A 16,425-nucleotide genomic window follows, 5' to 3' on the forward strand; every position below is an offset into this window, starting at 1 on the left:
CTCCGTCATTGGAATTCCGCTATCGTGCCAGCCTTTGCCAGCCTTTGCTGAAGCGCGCCGCCGATGAAGCTGTCCCCTCGCCTGGCCCTCTTGCTGACCATGCCACCGCTGCTGTGGGCCGGCAACGCCGTGGTCGGCCGCCACATGGCCAGCCAGATACCGCCGCTGCTGCTCAACGGCCTGCGCTGGGCGCTGGCGGGCTTGCTGCTGCTGGCCATTGCACCGAACGCCCGCGCCCTCCTGCGCAGCCCTGCGCCGATGTGGCAGCGTTGGCAGCACCTGGCGCTGCTGGGCTTCCTGGGCATGGGCTGCTACAACGCGCTGCAGTACCAGGCGCTGCGCAGTTCCAGCGCGCTCAACGTGACCTTGATCGCCGCGAGCATGCCCTTGTGGATGCTTTCGGTCGGCGCGCTTTTCTATCGCGTGCAGCCCACGCGCCGGCAGCTGGCAGGCGCCCTGCTCTCGCTGGTCGGCGTGGCGCTGGTGCTGGCGCGCGGCTCATGGGCGGCGCTGATGCAGGTGCATTTCGTGACCGGCGACCTCTTGATGCTGCTGGCGGTGTTCAGCTGGTCAATCTACAGCTGGCTGCTCGCCAAGCCGCCCGCCGGCATGCGCGACGAGCAGGCGCCCGGCTGGGACTGGGCCGCCATGCTGATGGCGCAGATCGCCTTTGGCGCCCCCATCGCGCTGGCCATGGCTGGCCTCGAACAGGGCTATACCGAGCAGGCCGTGCACTGGGGGCCAGGTCTTGCCCTGGTGCTGGCCTATGTGGCCATCGGCCCTTCCCTGATCGCCTACCGCTGCTGGGGTCTGGGCGTGGCTCAGGCCGGTCCGGCGCTGGCAGCCTTCTTCGTCAACCTGACGCCGCTGTTCGCGGCGCTGATGTCGGCGGCCCTCCTGGGCGAATGGCCGGCCTGGTACCACGGCGCGGCCTTCGCGCTGATTGCCGGGGGCATCTGGATCTCCTCCGGCAAACCAAGCCGATCCTCGGATTAAGGCCCGACCAGCGTGCGCTGCACCCAGCCGCTGAAGTTGGCGGCATCGACGCGCACAAAGCCGTTCTTGACCTCGCCGCTGGCCACCAGGTCGTCGTTCTTCGTCAGCGTGGCGACCACCTTGGAGTCGCGCGAAGCATCGACAAAGACCTTCACGTTGGCGATCTTGGCATGCAGCACCTGACCGGCCTGTTGCGGCGCCTCGGCCTTGGTGGAGCCGGCTGCATTGATATCGCTGGAGGCGCTGCTCGTCTTGATCAGGCTCTCCTTGTCGCGGATCTCGATCACGATCTTGTTGAAGTTGTCGAGGAAGCTGGCTGCCACGACCTTGCCTTCGGGCGTGCTGGTGTAGCCGCCGAGGCCACCGACCACACCGCCGCCATAGCCCCAGCTGCCGACCGAGAAATCGGTCTTGCTGGCCTTGCCTTCGGCAGCCGCCACCTGGATGCTGGAGCGCACGTCGGCAATCATCAGGCTCGTGGAGGCTTCCTTGAACTTCAAGCCGCCGGCAATGGCGCCGAGCACACCCAGCTTGCCGCCGAGAAAGCCGCCGATGCCACCCGTGGTCTTGGCGCCCACCTGCACATTCGGGGTCATCACGAAGTCGGCCGTCTGCATCTGGCCCTTGCCGACATTCGATTCCTGGCGAAGCTCGCCGCCTGCGGCCAGGGCACGCTCCTGCTGGATATTGGCCATGGCCTGGCCACGCTCGACCACATCGAAGCAGCCCGACTTCTGGATCATCAGGCGCAGCAGCGCCGACGGTGAGCCCAGGCCGTAGGAAGAGATATGGTGCCAACCCTGCTGCGGCTCGACCACGGCGATGGCACCCAGCTTCTTGGGGCAAGTCTCGATCTTGGAGTCGTCTTCGGCCCGCACCGCAGTCGACAGCAAGGCCAGTGGAAGGACGCAGGCCGCAGCCAGCAATGTGGAAGCATTCTTGTTCATGGGGACCATCTCGCAGCTGAAAAAAATCGATCTTGCTCCGCCGACGAGACGGTGCCAATCCCTTGGAGACTAGGGTATCTCAGGTTTGCGGTCTGAGCAGCAGGCGGTGGCGCGTCTCACCGGGCAGGAAGGGCAAGGGCGTGCCCTGCAGCCAGGCTTCGTGATCGGCCCGATAGAAAGGCGACAGCGGATGCCCGGACTGTCCGCCCGGCACGCTCAGGATGCCTTGTTCCTCGCGCCCTGGCGACACCACCATGCGCTCGGACTGGCCATGGCCGCCGACCTGCACCCGCGGCATGTGGCGGTCGCCGCCCATCGGCGTGTCGGGCATGTCCAGCCAGCGTGAGAGCCAGGGCAAGGCCGGGCTCAGCGGATGCCGGATGCCGGCCCGGTTGTGATGGCCCCACGAGGCCTGAGCCAGCGGTTCCGTCTTGCTCAGGACAGTGGCGCGGCTGTCCAGCAGGGCTTGCTGCAGGAAAGCACCCCAGCTGCTGAAGCCCTTGGGCAGCGCATCGGCGCGACGCGCCTGCATCAAGGCCCAGCCCGGTGTCTCGGGCACCCATTTGAGATCGCGCAGGCGCAACTGCCGCGCTTCCAACTGGGCGGCCAGCGGCGCGAACAGCTGCTCCAGCACGCGGTCGCGGAAGGCTCGCACCAGCGTGTAGCCGATGGCATCAGGGGCCGCTTCGGCGGCTGCGGATTCGACGAATCCTCGGTAGTCCGCCAGGCCTTGCTGTGCCACGAATTCGGGCTTGAGCACCTGTTCCAGCAGGAGCTTGCGCCAGCGCTGCAGGAAGATGGCGCGCTGGTCGAGCTGGATGGCGTGCAAGGACGCCTCGTCATGCTTGGCGAGCCTGGCCAGGCCGTCGCGGATCTGCTGGCCACGGGCGCCGAGGTCGTAGCCGCCATTGCCTATCAAGGCCAGCGTCGCGCCGCCGACGACGCGGGCATTCGCCGTCCACAGCAGGCCGTCCGCCGGGTCGAGCAGGCGCGGATGCTGGTCAAAGCCTGCATAGCCCTGCCAGCCCTGGCCCGCAACGCTCCAGTCCTGGGGAGTGTCGAAGTCAGCCAGCTGGCGCAGCGGCACGGCGCCGGCCAGCGTCCAGCCGATCCTGCCGCTGGCATCGGCCACCAGCATGTTCTGCGCTGGCAGGCCGGCACCGACGGCGATCTTCATCGCCTCGTCAAGCGATGCGGCACGCGCCAGGTCCTGCACGCGGAAGTTCAGGGCCTGCGGGTCATGCGCCACCCAGCGCAGCGCATGGCCCTCGTGGGGGGCGTTCAGGAGCGGCCCCCATTCGCTGTCCTTGAACTCCACATCGACCGTCTCGCCACCCGCCACGGCAATCCGCTCGACGCGTCGCTTGAGGGGCTTCTCGCCATCAGGCGTCTGGTAGTGCGTGCCCGCGGCATTGAGCTTGAGGGCCACCACATCGGCCCAGTCGGCCGTGGCGTTGGTGAAGCCCCAGGCGACGTGCCCATTGCTGCCTGCCACGATGGCCGGCGTGCCGGGCAGGCTCACGCCGGAAACACGCCAGGGGCGGCCGGCCTCCTGCCACTGCAAGCTGGCCTTGAACCAGGTGCCGGGCACGCGCAGGCCCAGGTGCATGTCATCGGCGAGGATGGCCCCACCATGGCGGCTGCGCGAGGCGGCGACAGCAAAGTTGTTGCTGCCGATGTCGCGGCTGTCGCGCAGCTCGCAGTCATTGCAGGCGCTGCTCTTGCTCGCCCAGGGCCAGGCGCTCGCAGGCACCGGCACCGGCTGCACCAGGCTGCCGTCCAGCGGTGCCTGCCAGTCGGCGCTGTGCTGGGTCATGAACGCGTACCAGTCGCCCGAGACGGAGGACTTCAGCAGCGCCATGGCGAGGTCGTCGCGGCCCTGCGCGCTCTGCAGGTCCAGATACATGCCCAGCACCACCAGCAGCGAATCCGGTGCCGCCCAGGGCTGGGGCGGCTGGCGCAGGAGGCCGTATTCGAAAGGCCGAACCTTGAGTTGGCTGAAGCCTTCATTGACGCCCTGCGCATAGGACTGCAGGAGATGCCGCTGGCTTTCGGGCAGGCCGGCAAACATGCGCTCGGCGCGCTGACGGAAGCCATGCAGGCGCCGCCCCTTGTCCAGTGGCAATGCCTTGGCACCGACCAGCGCCGACAGCTCGCCCGCCGCATTGCGGCGCATCAGGTCCATCTGGAAGAAGCGTTCCTGGCCGTGCACAAAGCCCAGGCCGCGCACGGCGTCGAGCTGGCTTTGCGCCTTGACCGTCAGGTAGCCCCGCTCGTCTCGCAGGAGTTCCACCGGCGCTGCCACCGGCCCGACTGCTTCACCCTCCAGCTGTGCCAGGCTGCCGCGCCAGCCGAGGTAGAGCATGGCGAGCAGCATCAAGACCAGGAACAGAAGACTCCAGAGAACACGGCGTATCCACAGCATCGGCTCTTCCCAACGACGAGGTGCCGGCATTCTCGGCCCAGGCGTCGCGTCAGCGGCCCTGGCAAATCCACAGACTGTTGGATCAGCGCCAACGGCTCAGCAGCCAGACCCCGCCCATCACCAGCAGCGTGCCGGCCGCGACCCAGGGCGTGAACGGCTCACCGAGTATCAGCACGCCCATGAGGATGGTGGACATGGGGCCGATCATGCCGGTCTGCGCGGCCAGCGGCGCGCCGACGCGTTCGATCGCCATCATCACCATCAGCACCGGCGCGAAGGTGCAGGCTGTCGCATTGAGCAGGGACAGCCAAAGCACCGGCGGTGCCAGCTCGGCCAGACCGGAGATCGGCCGCAGGACCAGGAACTGGGCAATGCACAGGACGCAGGCAACCGAGGTGGCCAGCCCGGTCAGGCGCAAGGCGCCGAGGCGCCGCACCTCTTCGCCGCTGTACATCAGGTAGAGCGCATAGCTGAGCGCGCTGCCGAACACCAGCACCGCGCCCAGCATCACGTCGCTGCCCTGCAGGTGCAGCTCCTGGCCGAACACCACGAACACGCCGGCATAGCTGATGAGCAAGGCCCAGAGCTGGCGCGCCTGCACCTTCCTGCCCAGCAGCGCCCAGCTGAGGAAAAGCACCAGCGTCGGATTGAGGTAAAGGATCAGCCGCTCGAAACTGGCGCTGATATAGGCCAGGCCGGCAAAGTCCAGAAAGCTGGCGAGGTAGTAGCCGCTGAAGCCCAGACCAAGCAAGGCCAGCCAGTCGCGCCGGGTCAGGGGCGGCTTGCCGCGGCCGGCGAACCAGGCCAGCAGCAGGAACAGCGGCAGCGCAAAGAGCATGCGCAGCATGATCAAGGTGACCGCGTCGACGCCATGCCGGTAGGCCAGCTTGACGATGATGGCCTTGCCCGAGAAGGCGATGGAGCCCGCGCCGGCCAGCAGCAGGCCAGGCGCTATCGAACGGGAACCTGCAGTGGGCGAGCCGGGCATCGGCTCATTCTGTCAGAGCCCCTGCAGGCTCGAAGGCCCGCAGCCTTCGTCATCGCCAGAACTTGCCATCGGGTCCGATGATGGCGATATCGGCGAAATCCAGGCCGCTGTGCTTCTTTGAATTGAAGCTCAGCTCGAGGCCACCGAGGTCGAAGCGCTGCATGCTGTCCAGCGCCTTCACCAGGCTGCCACGGTTCAGGTCCTTGCCCGCACGGCGCAGACCCTCGACCAGCACCTTGGCCGAGGCATAGCCTTCCAGATGGGCCGGGCTCAGCTCGACCAGGCCTCGCAGCTTGGCCTGCTCCTGGGCCTGACGCACCAGCTCGGTCGAGGCCGAGCGCTCGTTCGGGAACAGCTGGGTGACGATGACGCCCCGACCCTGCTCCTTCAATTGCTTGACGAAAACGGGGCTGGCGTTGTTGGACAGGGTCACGACCTGGGCCATCGACCCTGCGGTGCGCAGCGCGGCGACGAAGCCCGCGGCGGCATCGGCCTCGCAGATCAGGAGCACCGCCGGGATGTCGGCCTTGGCGAGTTGCTGTGCGAGGGCCTGGTAGGCCGGGGCCTTCGGCGCGAATTTCAGGTGCGCGCGCGGCCGCATGCCGGCCGCACTCAGGCCCCGCAACGCCGCCTGGGCGGCGTCGTTGCCGAACTTGTCTTCGGACTGCAGCACCGTCAGGCTCTGCACACCCATATTGCGCAAATGGCTCACGGCCCGTTCGGCCTCGCGGTGGTAGCCGGCGCGGACATTGAAGACAAACGGGTTGACCGGGTCGTGAAGCAGGAGCGCGCCGCTGGTGGGCGCCACCAGCGCGAGCCGGTGCTGCGAGAGCAGCGGCAGGATGGCTTCGTTCTGCGAGGTGCCGCCGGTCATGAACAGCGCCAGCACGCCCTGGTCGATCAGGGCCTTGGCGTTGGCTGCACTGGTCTTGGGGTCGAACTTGTCGTCCAGCGTCACCAGCTCGATCTTCTGGCCGCCGACACCGCCGGTGGCATTGATCTGGTCGAAGTACAGCTTGGCGCCGTCGCGGTTCTGCTGTGCCATCAGGCCCGCCGGGCCGCTGAAATCTGCGGTCTGACCGATCTTGATCTGGGCCTGCGCCGCCGTGCCCAGCAAGGCACAGCAAGTCAATGCAGAAAGCATCACGGCCAGCTTCTTCATCGCCCACCCCCACTTGTTGAAGTGCGCGGATTGTGGCGGGCGTGCCTCGCACAAACACCGGTGAAATCCCGGTGCCTGGCGTGAAGGAGCGTGAAGATTTGGCAGTGCCGAAAGAAACCCCGCCACGGGGTTCAATAGACCCGCGGAAGAACAGCGAGAAGCAAATAGGTTCATCGCCGTTGGCGTCTCCTGCCGGCACTTTGCAGCCGTTCGCGTTGAAGCTCGTTCGCGCTGCCGAGGCCATCGGGTGAGGGCTTGTGCTCCTGTCCCCCGGACCGGGCTTCGCCCGATCCTCCTCCTTTACCTCGCCCAAACCCTCACCCGACACCCTCGGCCGAACCTGCGCATGCCACCAGGCGAAGGCCACAGTGGTGCGGATCAGGTCGGCAGTGGGTTTCCCGAAGCGAGGTAAAGGAGGAGGACCTGGCGCAGCCAGGGCCGGGGGACACGAGCGCAGGGGAACCCGCTGGCGGCCTGATCTTCGACCAACAGAGGAACAAGAAAACGAATGGCAGCAATGTGCCGTTTGGCGTCTTTCCTGGAGTTGGTTGGAGAACCAAAAGAAACACCGCCGGCCGCGGCATGAGCCACGGGACGGCGGTGTCAAGCCGGAGCAGTTCGTCTTACTGGATGCCGTGCATCTTGCGATGCATCCACTTGTTCAGCAGCATCATCACCAGGCCGGCGCCGATCGGGATGACAGTGAAGATCAGGAAGAAGGTCGACATCGAATAGGTGTGGGCAATCTGCTCGATGTAGGAGCCGGTCATGCCGGCCAGGAAGTTGCCGATGAAGGTGTTCAGGAACCAAACGCCGAACATCAGGCCCAAGAGCCGCGGCGGCGCCAGCTTGGAGATGTAGGACAGGCCCACCGGCGACAGGCACAGCTCACCCATGGTGTGCAGCAGATAGGCCAAGGTCAGCCAGATCATGCTGACCTGGGCGGTCTTGGCACCGTTGGGGATACCGGCGGCACCATAGGACAGGCAGGCAAAGCCCAGACCCAGCATCACCAAGCCCAGGCCGAACTTGATCGGGCCGCTCGGGTTCCAGTACTTGCCCCACAGGCGCGAGAACATGGGAGCCAGCACCACCAGGAACAGGCTGTTCAGGATGCCGAACCAACTGGCCGGCACGCTGGAATCCTGATTGACGAACTCGCGCATCAGCATCCACACCGTCAGGTACCAGATGCCGGCAATGCAGCTGACCAGCAGCAGGTTGGAGAGCAGGTAGCGCTTGGCCGTGCCGAAGAACAGCTTGATCAGCAGCCAGGTCAGGATCAGCAGCGGAATGACCGTGATCAGCGTATTGACGATCTTGAAGGTCGTGCCGGTCGAGCCGGTGAGGCTGCGGTCGGTGAAGTCACGCGCGAAGATCGTCATCGAACCGCCGGCCTGCTCGAAGGCGAACCAGAAGAAGATGGTGAAGAACGAGAAAGTGAAGATGGCCTTCAGGCGGTCTTTCACAACATTGGCGGGCGGCTCCTCGGCCACCGGCACATGCTCGGCCTTGGCTTGGGAGAGGCTCAGGCCGATCTTGCCGAAGATGCCCTGGCCGAAATAGAACTGCAGCGCGCCGAGGATCATGAAGACCGCGGCCAGGCCGAAGCCATAGGACCAGGAGATCTTCTCGCCGATATAGCCGCACAAGAGGATGCCGAAGAAGGCGCCGGAGTTCACGCCCATGTAGAACAGCGTGTAGCCGCTGTCGCGGCCGCCCTCGTTGTCCTTGCCGTAGAGCTGGCCGACGATGGCCGAGATGTTCGGCTTGAACAGGCCGGTACCCAGCACCACCAGGCTCAGGCCCAGGTAGAAGGTCGGCTTGGTCTCCATGAACATCGAGACGTGGCCAGCGGCAATCATCAGGCCGCCGATAACGATGGCGCGGCGCAGGCCCAGCACCTTGTCAGCCAGGTAGCCGCCAAAGATGGGGGTGAGGTAGACCAGGCCGGTGTACCAGGCGTACAGCTTGCCGGCGTCCTTGATGTCCCAGCCCCAGCCGCCGTTGAGCGTGGTGGCGGTCAGGAACAGCACGAGCAGCGCGCGCATGCCGTAGTAGGAGAAGCGCTCCCACATTTCTGTGAAGAAGAGGACGAACAGCGCGTCCGGATGTCCGAGGATGGTGTGCGGCGCTGCCGCTGCGCCGGGCGCGGCTGCGCCCGGTTTCAGTGTCGTGGTGGTCGAGCTCAAATCTGAACCTCAGTAGAGGAAGACAATCTTTCAAGGGCCGGGCGCGGGTAGCACCACCGCCTTGGCGGGGGACAAAAATCAAAGCCGCCGGATTGTCGCCTCAGGCCCCTCAGGGTTACCCCGGGGCATTCCCCAACAGCCGAACCCCTCAAGCCGGGGGCGGCTCCCACAGCTCGATGCGGTTGCCCTCGGGGTCCATCACCCACGCGAACTTGCCGTACTCGCTCTCGTCGACCTTGTCGTCCACCTGGCAGCCTTCGGCGCGCAGCGCCGCCACCAGCCCATGCAGGTCGGCGACCCGGAAATTGATCATGTAGGGCGCCGGGCTTGGGTCGAAGTACTTGGTGTCACCGTCGAACACCGTGAACAGGGTCATGCCGCCATCCGGCTCGGTGCGGCCCTCGTTCTTCCATTGGAAGACGGCGCCACCCCAGTCCGCGATGGCTATGCCCAGATGGGTGCGGTACCAGGCTCGCAGCGCGGGTGCGTCACGGCCCTTGATGAAGATGCCGCCGATGCCGGTAACGCGGGCCATGACCTTCTCGCTCATCGCTGTCTCCTGTTGTGCTCTGTGGACTGCGGCAATTCTGCAACCAGATGCGCGGCAGGATGTGAAGTCCGCACGCGTATCGCCATCGCGTGCGCTTCTCGCCCCAAATCTCATCCCACGTCCATCGCCAGATCGCCCATGCTTGCGCCGGTAATAAATGGCACCTCAGGCCTCAAGGCCGCGTGATTGGTGCTGCGAAGTCGTTTGGAGTAGCACCGATGAGATACACAGACAGCATGGAGCGCAGTGCCGAGCACTTGCGCGCGGCACTGGCGCAGATGACGCGCCAAAGATCCGCATTGCATCCCACCAGCTATGCCATCTGGTACGAATACGTCAGTGGCCGCAACCCGGACTTGCGACACGCGATGAACCAGATGCTGGCAGACGGTGCCACGCTGGACGAGGCCCAGACCTGGAGCCTCTACACCACCCATGTGGGCGAATGGGATTCCCCCGGCGCGAAACGCATCAGCGATGGTTTCCAGCGCGTGCTCAATGGCATCGCCGCCTCGGCAGCGCATGCAGGCGACCACACGGCCCGCTTCGGCAATGAGCTGAGCGAGCTGTCCCTCAAGCTGGAGAGCGACGCTGCGCCCGCCGAGACCGTGCGAGAGATCCTCAGCGGCGTGCGCGAGCTCAGCGGCGTGATGTCCTCCTTGCAACACAAGTTGGATGCCAGCCGCAACGAAATTGCCGAGCTGCGCCGTGAGGTCGAGCTGGCGCGCAATGAAGCGCTGGTGGATGCCCTCACCGGCCTGGCCAACCGACGCGCCTTCGATCAGGAGCTGGCTCAGGCCATCCAGAGCGGCGAGAGCCTGCAGGCGCCCTGCCTGATGCTGGGAGACATCGACTTCTTCAAGCGCCTGAACGACAGCTATGGCCATGCCTTTGGCGACCAGGTGCTGCGCGGCGTCGCCCAGACCATGAAGGGCATCGCCGCGGCGCCGGCGCTTGCCGCCCGAGTCGGCGGCGAGGAGTTCGCGGTGTTGTTGCCCGGCAGCACGCTGCAGCAGGCGCAAGCCTTGGCCGAGCAGATGCGCCAGAGCATCGCCGCCGGCCGCATCCGCCGAGGCACAAGCACGCAGGACGACGAAAGAGTCACCCTCTCCTTCGGCGTCACCCAGCTTGCGGTGGGCGAGAGCGCCAACGAGTTCTTTGAGCGTGCCGACCGCGCGCTCTACGCATCCAAACGCAGCGGGCGCAACTGCGTCACGGTGCTGGCCGCGCGCGCAGCAGCCTGAACGCGCAAAGCAGTCCGTCACAGCCCTCACGATCTGCTAATCTCCGACGGCACAGCCGCAACCATTAGCGGCGAACTTGTCGGGAGTGACTCGCCTTGCTGCTGAAACAGTCTTCGCTGCGCTATGCCGTCGTGGCGGCTTTGGGGCTGGGCCTGCTGGTGCCCACCATTGTTGCCCTGGTGGTCGAGGCCAACTACGCCGAGAGCGTGGCCAAGGAAGACCTTCAGCGCGACCTGAGCCGCAGCACCGAGGTGCTGGCACTGTCACTGGCCGAACCGGTCTGGCAGGTCTCGCCCGATCTCGCCGAGCCCATGATCAAGGCGCAGGTCAACGACCCGCGCTTTGTCTCGGTGCTGGTGGTCGAGCCTTCCAACCCCAAGCCCTTCTACGAAACACCCCAACGCGCTGACGTTGATCCCAAGCTCACGCTCAGCGAAACCCGCCCGGTGCTGCGCGACTCCCGCGAGATCGCCAAATTGACGGTGGTCATGAGCGCCGAACCCTTCCTGGCGCGCAAGCGGGCCGACCTCTGGAACCAGGTGGTGCGCAGCGTGGGCACGCTGATCATCTGCGCCGGTTTCACACTGCTGGCCCTGCGCACCCGCGTGCTGCAGCCAATGAGCCGGCTCAGCGCCGCGGCCGAAGAGCTGGCGGCCGGCCACCTGGAAAAACCGCTTGAGATCGGCGCCGGTGACGACGAGATCGCCCGCGTGGGCACCGCGATGGAGCGCATGCGCCAGGCCCTGCTGGCCGCGTTCGAATCGCTGCGCATGCACAACAACACGCTGGAAGACCAGGTTTCCCAGCGCACCAACGAACTGACCCGCGCCAACGCCGAGCTGACCACCACGCTGCGCAACCTGCAGACGGCGCAGCGCGAGCTGGTCGAGGCCGAGAAGCTGGCCTCGTTGGGCCGCCTCGTGGCCGGCGTGGCCCACGAGCTGAACACACCGCTGGGCAACGCCCTGACCGTGGTCTCTGCCCTGGAAGACCGCTACAACCAGCTCGACCAGATGATGAGCTCGCAGACGCCGATACGGCGCAGCCTGCTCGAAGAATTGGTGAAAGACACGCGGCGCGGGCAGGACATCCTGCAGCGCAATGTGCAGAAGGCCGCCGACCTGGTGCGCGACTTCAAGCAGGTGGCCATCAACCAGACCAACGACGCACGCGGTGAATTCGACCTGACCCGCGTGGTGGAAAGCCAGCTGGTGATGGTGGAGCCCAGCTTCAAGCGCACCCGCTACGAGATCATCACCGAACTGCAGCCCGGCCTCACGCTGGACAGCTACCCCGGCGCCCTGGGCCAGGTGCTGACCAACCTGCTGATGAACGCGCTGCTGCACGGCTTTGACGGCCTGGAGAGCGGCACCGTGCGCATCAGCAGCCGCAATGTGGGCGAGGACGAAGTCGAGCTGAGCGTCGAAGACGATGGCCGCGGCATGGACGAATCGGTGCGGCGCCAGATCTTCGACCCCTTCTTCACGACCAAGCTGGGCACCGGCGGCTCGGGCCTGGGCATGCACATCGTGCACAACATCGTCACCAATGTGCTGGGCGGCTCCATCGAGGTGATCAGCGCGCCGGCCAAGGGTTGCCACATGCTGGTGCGCATTCCGCGCGTCGCGCCCGAACGGGCGGCCGCAGAAGAAACGGGCGGCTGAGCCCGGTGGAGCAAATACAAAGGCTGCCGGCCGAAGAAGCCTTGCGGCGTGCGCTCCATGACGAGATCCATGCACGTCCGCCAGCCCAGATTCCGGTGCCTGCCCGGGTTCGCCTGGTCGCCGTACTGAACCACGGCCTCAGCCCATCGCAGGAACTGGCCCACCTGAGAACCTTGCCGGGTCAGGCCGACCTGCCCGATCTGGCTGTGGTCAGCAACTTCTTGAGCATAGACCTTGGCTCGAGCACCCTGCTTTGGGAGCGGCACAGCGAGTTCAGCCGCTACAGCGTGATCTCGCCAATGTTCAGCGGCGGCACGACGACCGCTGCGGAGGATGCCGGGGTGATTGGCGACGACTGGATCAGGGCCATCCCCGGACCGATGTTCGCCGCCATCGAACTCCAGCTGATGGAGGGGCCGCTTGAACCCTGGGCCGACGCCCTTGCCACCGCACAGGCCCGCTTTGGCGCTTCGCAGACGACGGCCTCGTTGCTCGGACAGGGCCATTCGCTGGCCATGACCGATTTCCAGATCCGGGAAGATGGCTATGAGCACTTCGTGGTCATACTGCCGCCAGGCGCAAGCAGCGGCCGCGCCGGACGGGTGAGCCAACGACTGCTCGAGCTGGAGGTCTACCGCCTGATGGCCCTGCGAGGGCTTCCAGTGGCCAAGCTAATTTCGCCGCTGCTGAACGAATGCGAGCGTCAGCTGGCTGAACTTACAGCGGCCCTCGAAGCGCGCAGCGTGGGCGAAGCCGCGCTGCTGGACCAGTTGATCCACCTGGCCGCACAGGTCGAGCGAGCCACTGCTGAACACAGCTTCCGTTTTGGTGCAACACGGGCCTACGCCGGACTGGTGGATCAGCGTCTGCGCGAGCTGCGAGAACGCCCGATTGCCGGCACGCGCATGTTGGGTGACTACCTGATGCGGCGGCTCACGCCGGCGTTTGCCACCGTCTATGCCGCAGAGCGACGCCTCGCCGAGTTGTCGGAGCGCATCGCACGCGCCAGCGCCCTGTTGAGGACGCGGGTCGACATTGCCACCGAGGCCCAGAATCAGCGGCTGCTGGAAGGCCTCCACCAGGGCCAGGCGCTGCAACTGCAACTGCAAAGCACAGTGGAGGGCCTGTCCATCGCCGCCATTTCGTACTACGTTGTCAGCCTGCTGCTGTACGGTGGCAAGGCTCTCAAGGCGAGCGGCTGGGGCTTGTTCAACCCGGAACTGTTCGCCGGCATCGTGATGCCACTTGTGCTTTTCCTGGTCTGGCGGGCCACGCGCCGCGTCCACGCGCGACTGTCATCCACCACCGAACATCAGGCCCGATCACGATGACCGGACGCATCATTCCGTTGTACCGCCAAGACTTCACGCACCCGCAGGCCCAGGCCTGTGCCCGCTGCGGCGTGCGAGAGGTGGCGCTGTTCGGCGCCCTGCCCGACGAGGCACTTGATCAGATACACCAACACATCGCCGAAGAACGACTCGCACCGCGCCAAGCGCTTTTTGAACTGGGGCACAGAGCCGACGCGCTCTACACCGTGCGATCAGGCGTTCTGCAGTTGGAGCGGGTCAACGAAAGGGGGGACCGCCGTGTGGTCCGGCTTGCCGGGAGGGGTGATCTGCTGGGGCTCGAGGCCATGCTACTTCAGCCCTACGGCGCTACCGCGGTGGCCTGTACGCAGGTCGAGGTCTGCAGGATTCCCCGCAGTTTGCTGCAGGAGCTCAGCACAAGCCAACCGAGCCTTTCCGCAGGACTGATGCAGCGGTGGCAACAGGCACTGTCGGGCTCCGAGGAATGGTTGGTGGAACTCTCAATGGGTCCATCAAGACGCCGGGTGCTGCAGTTGCTGCGAAAGCTGTCGGAATACGCAGAGCCGGCACCCTTGAGCAACATCTGGCTGCCAAGTCGGGAAGACATGGGGGCCATGCTGAACATGACCATCGAAACCGCCAGCCGCATGGTGAGCAGCCTCAAGCGCGAGGGTGTGCTGCTGGAGGTGCAGAGCCGTCAAGCTTGTCTGAACACTGCCGCCCTCGCCGAAGCGCTCCAGGCGGCCGACGGCGATTGAATCGCTGACCTTGGGCCCCTCAGCGCGCCGCCGCAGGCATCAGGCGTTCCTTGACTTCCAACTCGGCCTGAGGGTCAAGTTCGATGGCAACCTGGGTGCACACGGCGCGACACAGAGCGGCCACTCGCTCGCTCTGCAACTTGTAATAGATCTGCGTGCCCTCGCGGCGCTTGGACAGCACGCCGCTGCGGTAAAGCGTGGAGAGGTGCTGCGACATGTTCGGCTGCGTGGTGTCGATCTCCTCGAGGAGCTCGGACACATTCTTCTCGCCGTGGCAGACGGCACTGATGATCTTCAGCCGGATCGGCGTGGACAGCAACGAAAACAGCTCGGCAACCGATTCAAAAACCTTGTCCTGGACGGGATTGGATTCCATGGCGAGCGAGTGCATGCAGAGGGCATCAAGTGCGATGCCCTCATTGTATTCGCATCCACCGATATGTCGCCCGCCGCCACTACTTGAACTTGTAGTGGTCCTTGTTCAGCACCGCTGCCACGGCCGTGACCTCTTCGGGGAACATGCCGAAATTGAGCTCGGTGTTGCAGGCCTCCACCATGCCACGCAGTTGCCCGGCGGTCTTGACCTTCTCCATCGGCCGGTAGACATCGGACCCATTGCCGCCGAACTTCTTGGCATGGCATTCGGCACAGCGATGCTCCTTGAGCAGCTTGCGCCCGAGGTCGATGTCCGCTCCCTTGAAGATCGTGGCATCGTCGGCGGGCCAGGCCGGGCCGGCACAGGCGAGCAGAGCGGCGGCCAGCAGCATGGCAGTCCTGGTCATCATGGCGTACCCCCTTTTCTGGACTGACCCGATCGTAGGCCGGGCAGCCCTGGCGTCAATCGGGTTCGCACGCGGGCCCTATTTCGCTCCGCCCAGCACCCAGGCCGCCAGCGCCTTGGCATCGGCATCGCTCAGTGCCGCCTGGGGCGGCATCGGCGCGGGTCCCCACTTGCCGCTGCCGCCCTTCTTGATGTTGTCGGTCACGACCGCCAGCGCATCCTTCTGGTCCTTGTACTTCTTCGCCACGTCCTGATAGGCCGGGCCGACCATCTTCTTGTCGACCGCATGGCAGGCCATGCAGGCGTTCTTCTTGGCCAGCTCGAGGTTGGCCATGGCCGGGGCGGCCATCGTAGACAGGGCCAGGGCGGCCCAGATCAGGCGGTGTTGCATCTCGCGTCTCCGTTGAATTGGTTTATTCGCAGTCAATGATATTTGATTCGGGAAGGCCGCAGGTTCAGGGCAAGCCCTGGTGCTCCTACCCTGCTTCTCGCCCGCCTGCTCCACGCCGCCGAACTTGGATCAGGCAATGCGAGCCGCACCGGTCTGGAACCGGAGCGAGAGCCAACTCGAGCCAGGAGGAACAGCTCAGCGCAGGCGGAACGCCGCGTGGCAGGCCACGCAGGTCTGGGTCAGGCGGCCGAGCGCGGCAAGTGCCGGCTTCAGGTCGCCAGTTGCCGAGGCATCCTTGACCACGACGGCGAACTGGCTGGCACTGCGGTGCATGGCCGTACCCGACTCCCGCATCGCGGGCGGCATGAAGCGGCTGACCTCGTGAGAACCATGCAGACTCAGCGAGGACATGCCCAGCTGCTTCTCGGCCAGGTCGACCGCGAGGTCCAGGTCGCTCTGTGACAAGGCCAGCTGAATGCGGCCCAGCACCGCCAGGTGCGCACGCATGTTGGCGAGCGTGTGCGCACGCAGGACTGGCGGGAAGATGACTTCGATGCGCCCATCGTCCGCCGCCGGCATGCTCGCATGGCGGGCGGGGTCATGAGTCTGGCCGCAGGCCGTGCCGAGGCTCAGGCCGAGCGCGGCCAGCAGGCCGGCAGCCGCTCGGCGTGACGGGTGAACGATTTGTCGAGCGAGGGGTGACTGTGGCACGGTGGCATTTCCTTTGCGCCCCATCATCGCCGACACGTGTGCCAACGTGCGAATGCCGCGCCTGGCCAGACTAGGGCTGCCGGGCCTTTGCCTCGTCCTGATGCATGTGCGAGAGGAAGTAGCGAACGTAGAACGCGCCCATCGCAAGAATGATGAACAAGGTGGCCGCGCTGAGCAGGCCCACATCGCTGCTGAAGAGATCGATGAACAGTCTCATGTCAGGGTCCTTGAAAGCATCCGAAGTCCTGGCTTCGTGATTCCATTGGATGCCTGCCCATAGGCTGGGCCCCTGATCTGGCGCAAATG

Annotated in this window: 16 protein-coding genes; 5 read left to right on the forward strand and 11 right to left on the reverse strand. The window is 65.6% G+C overall.

The genetic code is table 11. The features are described 5' to 3' along the window. Nucleotides 1-63 precede the first annotated feature (63 nt). Nucleotides 64-996: a DMT family transporter gene (locus tag V3596_RS00765; protein WP_334275674.1), complete on the forward strand. Its 933-nt coding sequence runs from the start codon at nucleotides 64-66 to the stop codon at nucleotides 994-996. On the opposite strand, the gene V3596_RS00770 is transcribed toward V3596_RS00765, so the two are convergent. The 6 genes from V3596_RS00770 to V3596_RS00795 all read right to left on the reverse strand — a co-directional run bounded on the left by V3596_RS00770 (nucleotide 993) and on the right by V3596_RS00795 (nucleotide 9,260). Next, the gene (locus V3596_RS00770) at nucleotides 993-1,943 is read right to left on the reverse strand and encodes an SH3 domain-containing protein (protein ID WP_334275675.1); all 951 of its coding nucleotides are present in this window, start codon (nucleotides 1,941-1,943) and stop codon (nucleotides 993-995) included. The genes V3596_RS00765 and V3596_RS00770 overlap by 4 nt on opposite strands. Nucleotides 1,944-2,022: 79 nt before the next feature. Next, on the reverse strand, nucleotides 2,023-4,398 hold the full coding sequence (locus tag V3596_RS00775; RefSeq protein WP_334275676.1) for a penicillin acylase family protein: 2,376 nt from the start codon (nucleotides 4,396-4,398) through the stop codon (nucleotides 2,023-2,025). Nucleotides 4,399-4,450: 52 nt separating this feature from the next. After that, nucleotides 4,451-5,356 (reverse strand): DMT family transporter, encoded by a 906-nt coding sequence (locus V3596_RS00780; RefSeq protein ID WP_334275677.1) that lies wholly within the window; start codon nucleotides 5,354-5,356, stop codon nucleotides 4,451-4,453. A 49-nt stretch (nucleotides 5,357-5,405) separates the two neighbouring features. Then, nucleotides 5,406-6,518 carry an ABC transporter substrate-binding protein gene (locus V3596_RS00785; protein WP_334275678.1) on the reverse strand — a complete coding sequence of 371 codons (1,113 nt, stop codon included), beginning with the start codon at nucleotides 6,516-6,518 and terminating at the stop codon, nucleotides 5,406-5,408. Between the two features lie 623 nt (nucleotides 6,519-7,141). Continuing rightward, on the reverse strand, nucleotides 7,142-8,710 hold the full coding sequence (locus tag V3596_RS00790) for a peptide MFS transporter (protein ID WP_334275679.1): 1,569 nt from the start codon (nucleotides 8,708-8,710) through the stop codon (nucleotides 7,142-7,144). A 148-nt stretch (nucleotides 8,711-8,858) separates the two neighbouring features. After that, entirely contained in the window at nucleotides 8,859-9,260 is a 402-nt protein-coding gene (locus V3596_RS00795; RefSeq protein WP_334275680.1) for a VOC family protein, read from the reverse strand. Between the two features lie 218 nt (nucleotides 9,261-9,478). Between V3596_RS00795 and V3596_RS00800 the strand changes: the two genes are divergently transcribed. From V3596_RS00800 to V3596_RS00815, 4 genes are all read left to right on the forward strand, one after another. Continuing rightward, a complete protein-coding gene (locus V3596_RS00800) occupies nucleotides 9,479-10,504 on the forward strand; it encodes a GGDEF domain-containing protein (protein ID WP_334275681.1) in 1,026 nt (341 codons plus the stop codon). A gap of 95 nt (nucleotides 10,505-10,599) precedes the next feature. Further along, nucleotides 10,600-12,168, forward strand: a complete 1,569-nt coding sequence (locus tag V3596_RS00805; protein WP_334275682.1) for a sensor histidine kinase — start codon at nucleotides 10,600-10,602, stop codon at nucleotides 12,166-12,168. Nucleotides 12,169-12,173: 5 nt separating this feature from the next. Then, entirely contained in the window at nucleotides 12,174-13,499 is a 1,326-nt protein-coding gene (locus tag V3596_RS00810; protein ID WP_334275683.1) for a DUF3422 family protein, read from the forward strand. Continuing rightward, on the forward strand, nucleotides 13,496-14,236 hold the full coding sequence (locus V3596_RS00815; protein ID WP_334275684.1) for a Crp/Fnr family transcriptional regulator: 741 nt from the start codon (nucleotides 13,496-13,498) through the stop codon (nucleotides 14,234-14,236). The genes V3596_RS00810 and V3596_RS00815 overlap by 4 nt, the downstream gene beginning before the upstream one ends. A gap of 19 nt (nucleotides 14,237-14,255) precedes the next feature. On the opposite strand, the gene V3596_RS00820 is transcribed toward V3596_RS00815, so the two are convergent. The 5 genes from V3596_RS00820 to V3596_RS00840 all read right to left on the reverse strand — a co-directional run bounded on the left by V3596_RS00820 (nucleotide 14,256) and on the right by V3596_RS00840 (nucleotide 16,336). After that, on the reverse strand, nucleotides 14,256-14,612 hold the full coding sequence (locus tag V3596_RS00820) for an ArsR/SmtB family transcription factor (protein WP_334275685.1): 357 nt from the start codon (nucleotides 14,610-14,612) through the stop codon (nucleotides 14,256-14,258). Nucleotides 14,613-14,691: 79 nt separating this feature from the next. After that, entirely contained in the window at nucleotides 14,692-15,021 is a 330-nt protein-coding gene (locus V3596_RS00825) for a hypothetical protein (protein ID WP_334275686.1), read from the reverse strand. A 75-nt stretch (nucleotides 15,022-15,096) separates the two neighbouring features. Further along, nucleotides 15,097-15,408 (reverse strand): c-type cytochrome, encoded by a 312-nt coding sequence (locus tag V3596_RS00830; RefSeq protein ID WP_334275687.1) that lies wholly within the window; start codon nucleotides 15,406-15,408, stop codon nucleotides 15,097-15,099. Between the two features lie 195 nt (nucleotides 15,409-15,603). Further along, nucleotides 15,604-16,119: a hypothetical protein gene (locus V3596_RS00835; protein WP_334275688.1), complete on the reverse strand. Its 516-nt coding sequence runs from the start codon at nucleotides 16,117-16,119 to the stop codon at nucleotides 15,604-15,606. A 70-nt stretch (nucleotides 16,120-16,189) separates the two neighbouring features. Further along, nucleotides 16,190-16,336, reverse strand: coding sequence for a DUF3149 domain-containing protein (locus tag V3596_RS00840; RefSeq protein ID WP_334275689.1), 147 nt, complete (start codon nucleotides 16,334-16,336; stop codon nucleotides 16,190-16,192). Nucleotides 16,337-16,425 lie beyond the last annotated feature (89 nt).

Origin of the sequence: Roseateles microcysteis (assembly GCF_036880965.1) — a bacterium.
Taxonomy (GTDB): Bacteria; Pseudomonadota; Gammaproteobacteria; order Burkholderiales; family Burkholderiaceae_C; genus JAUASW01.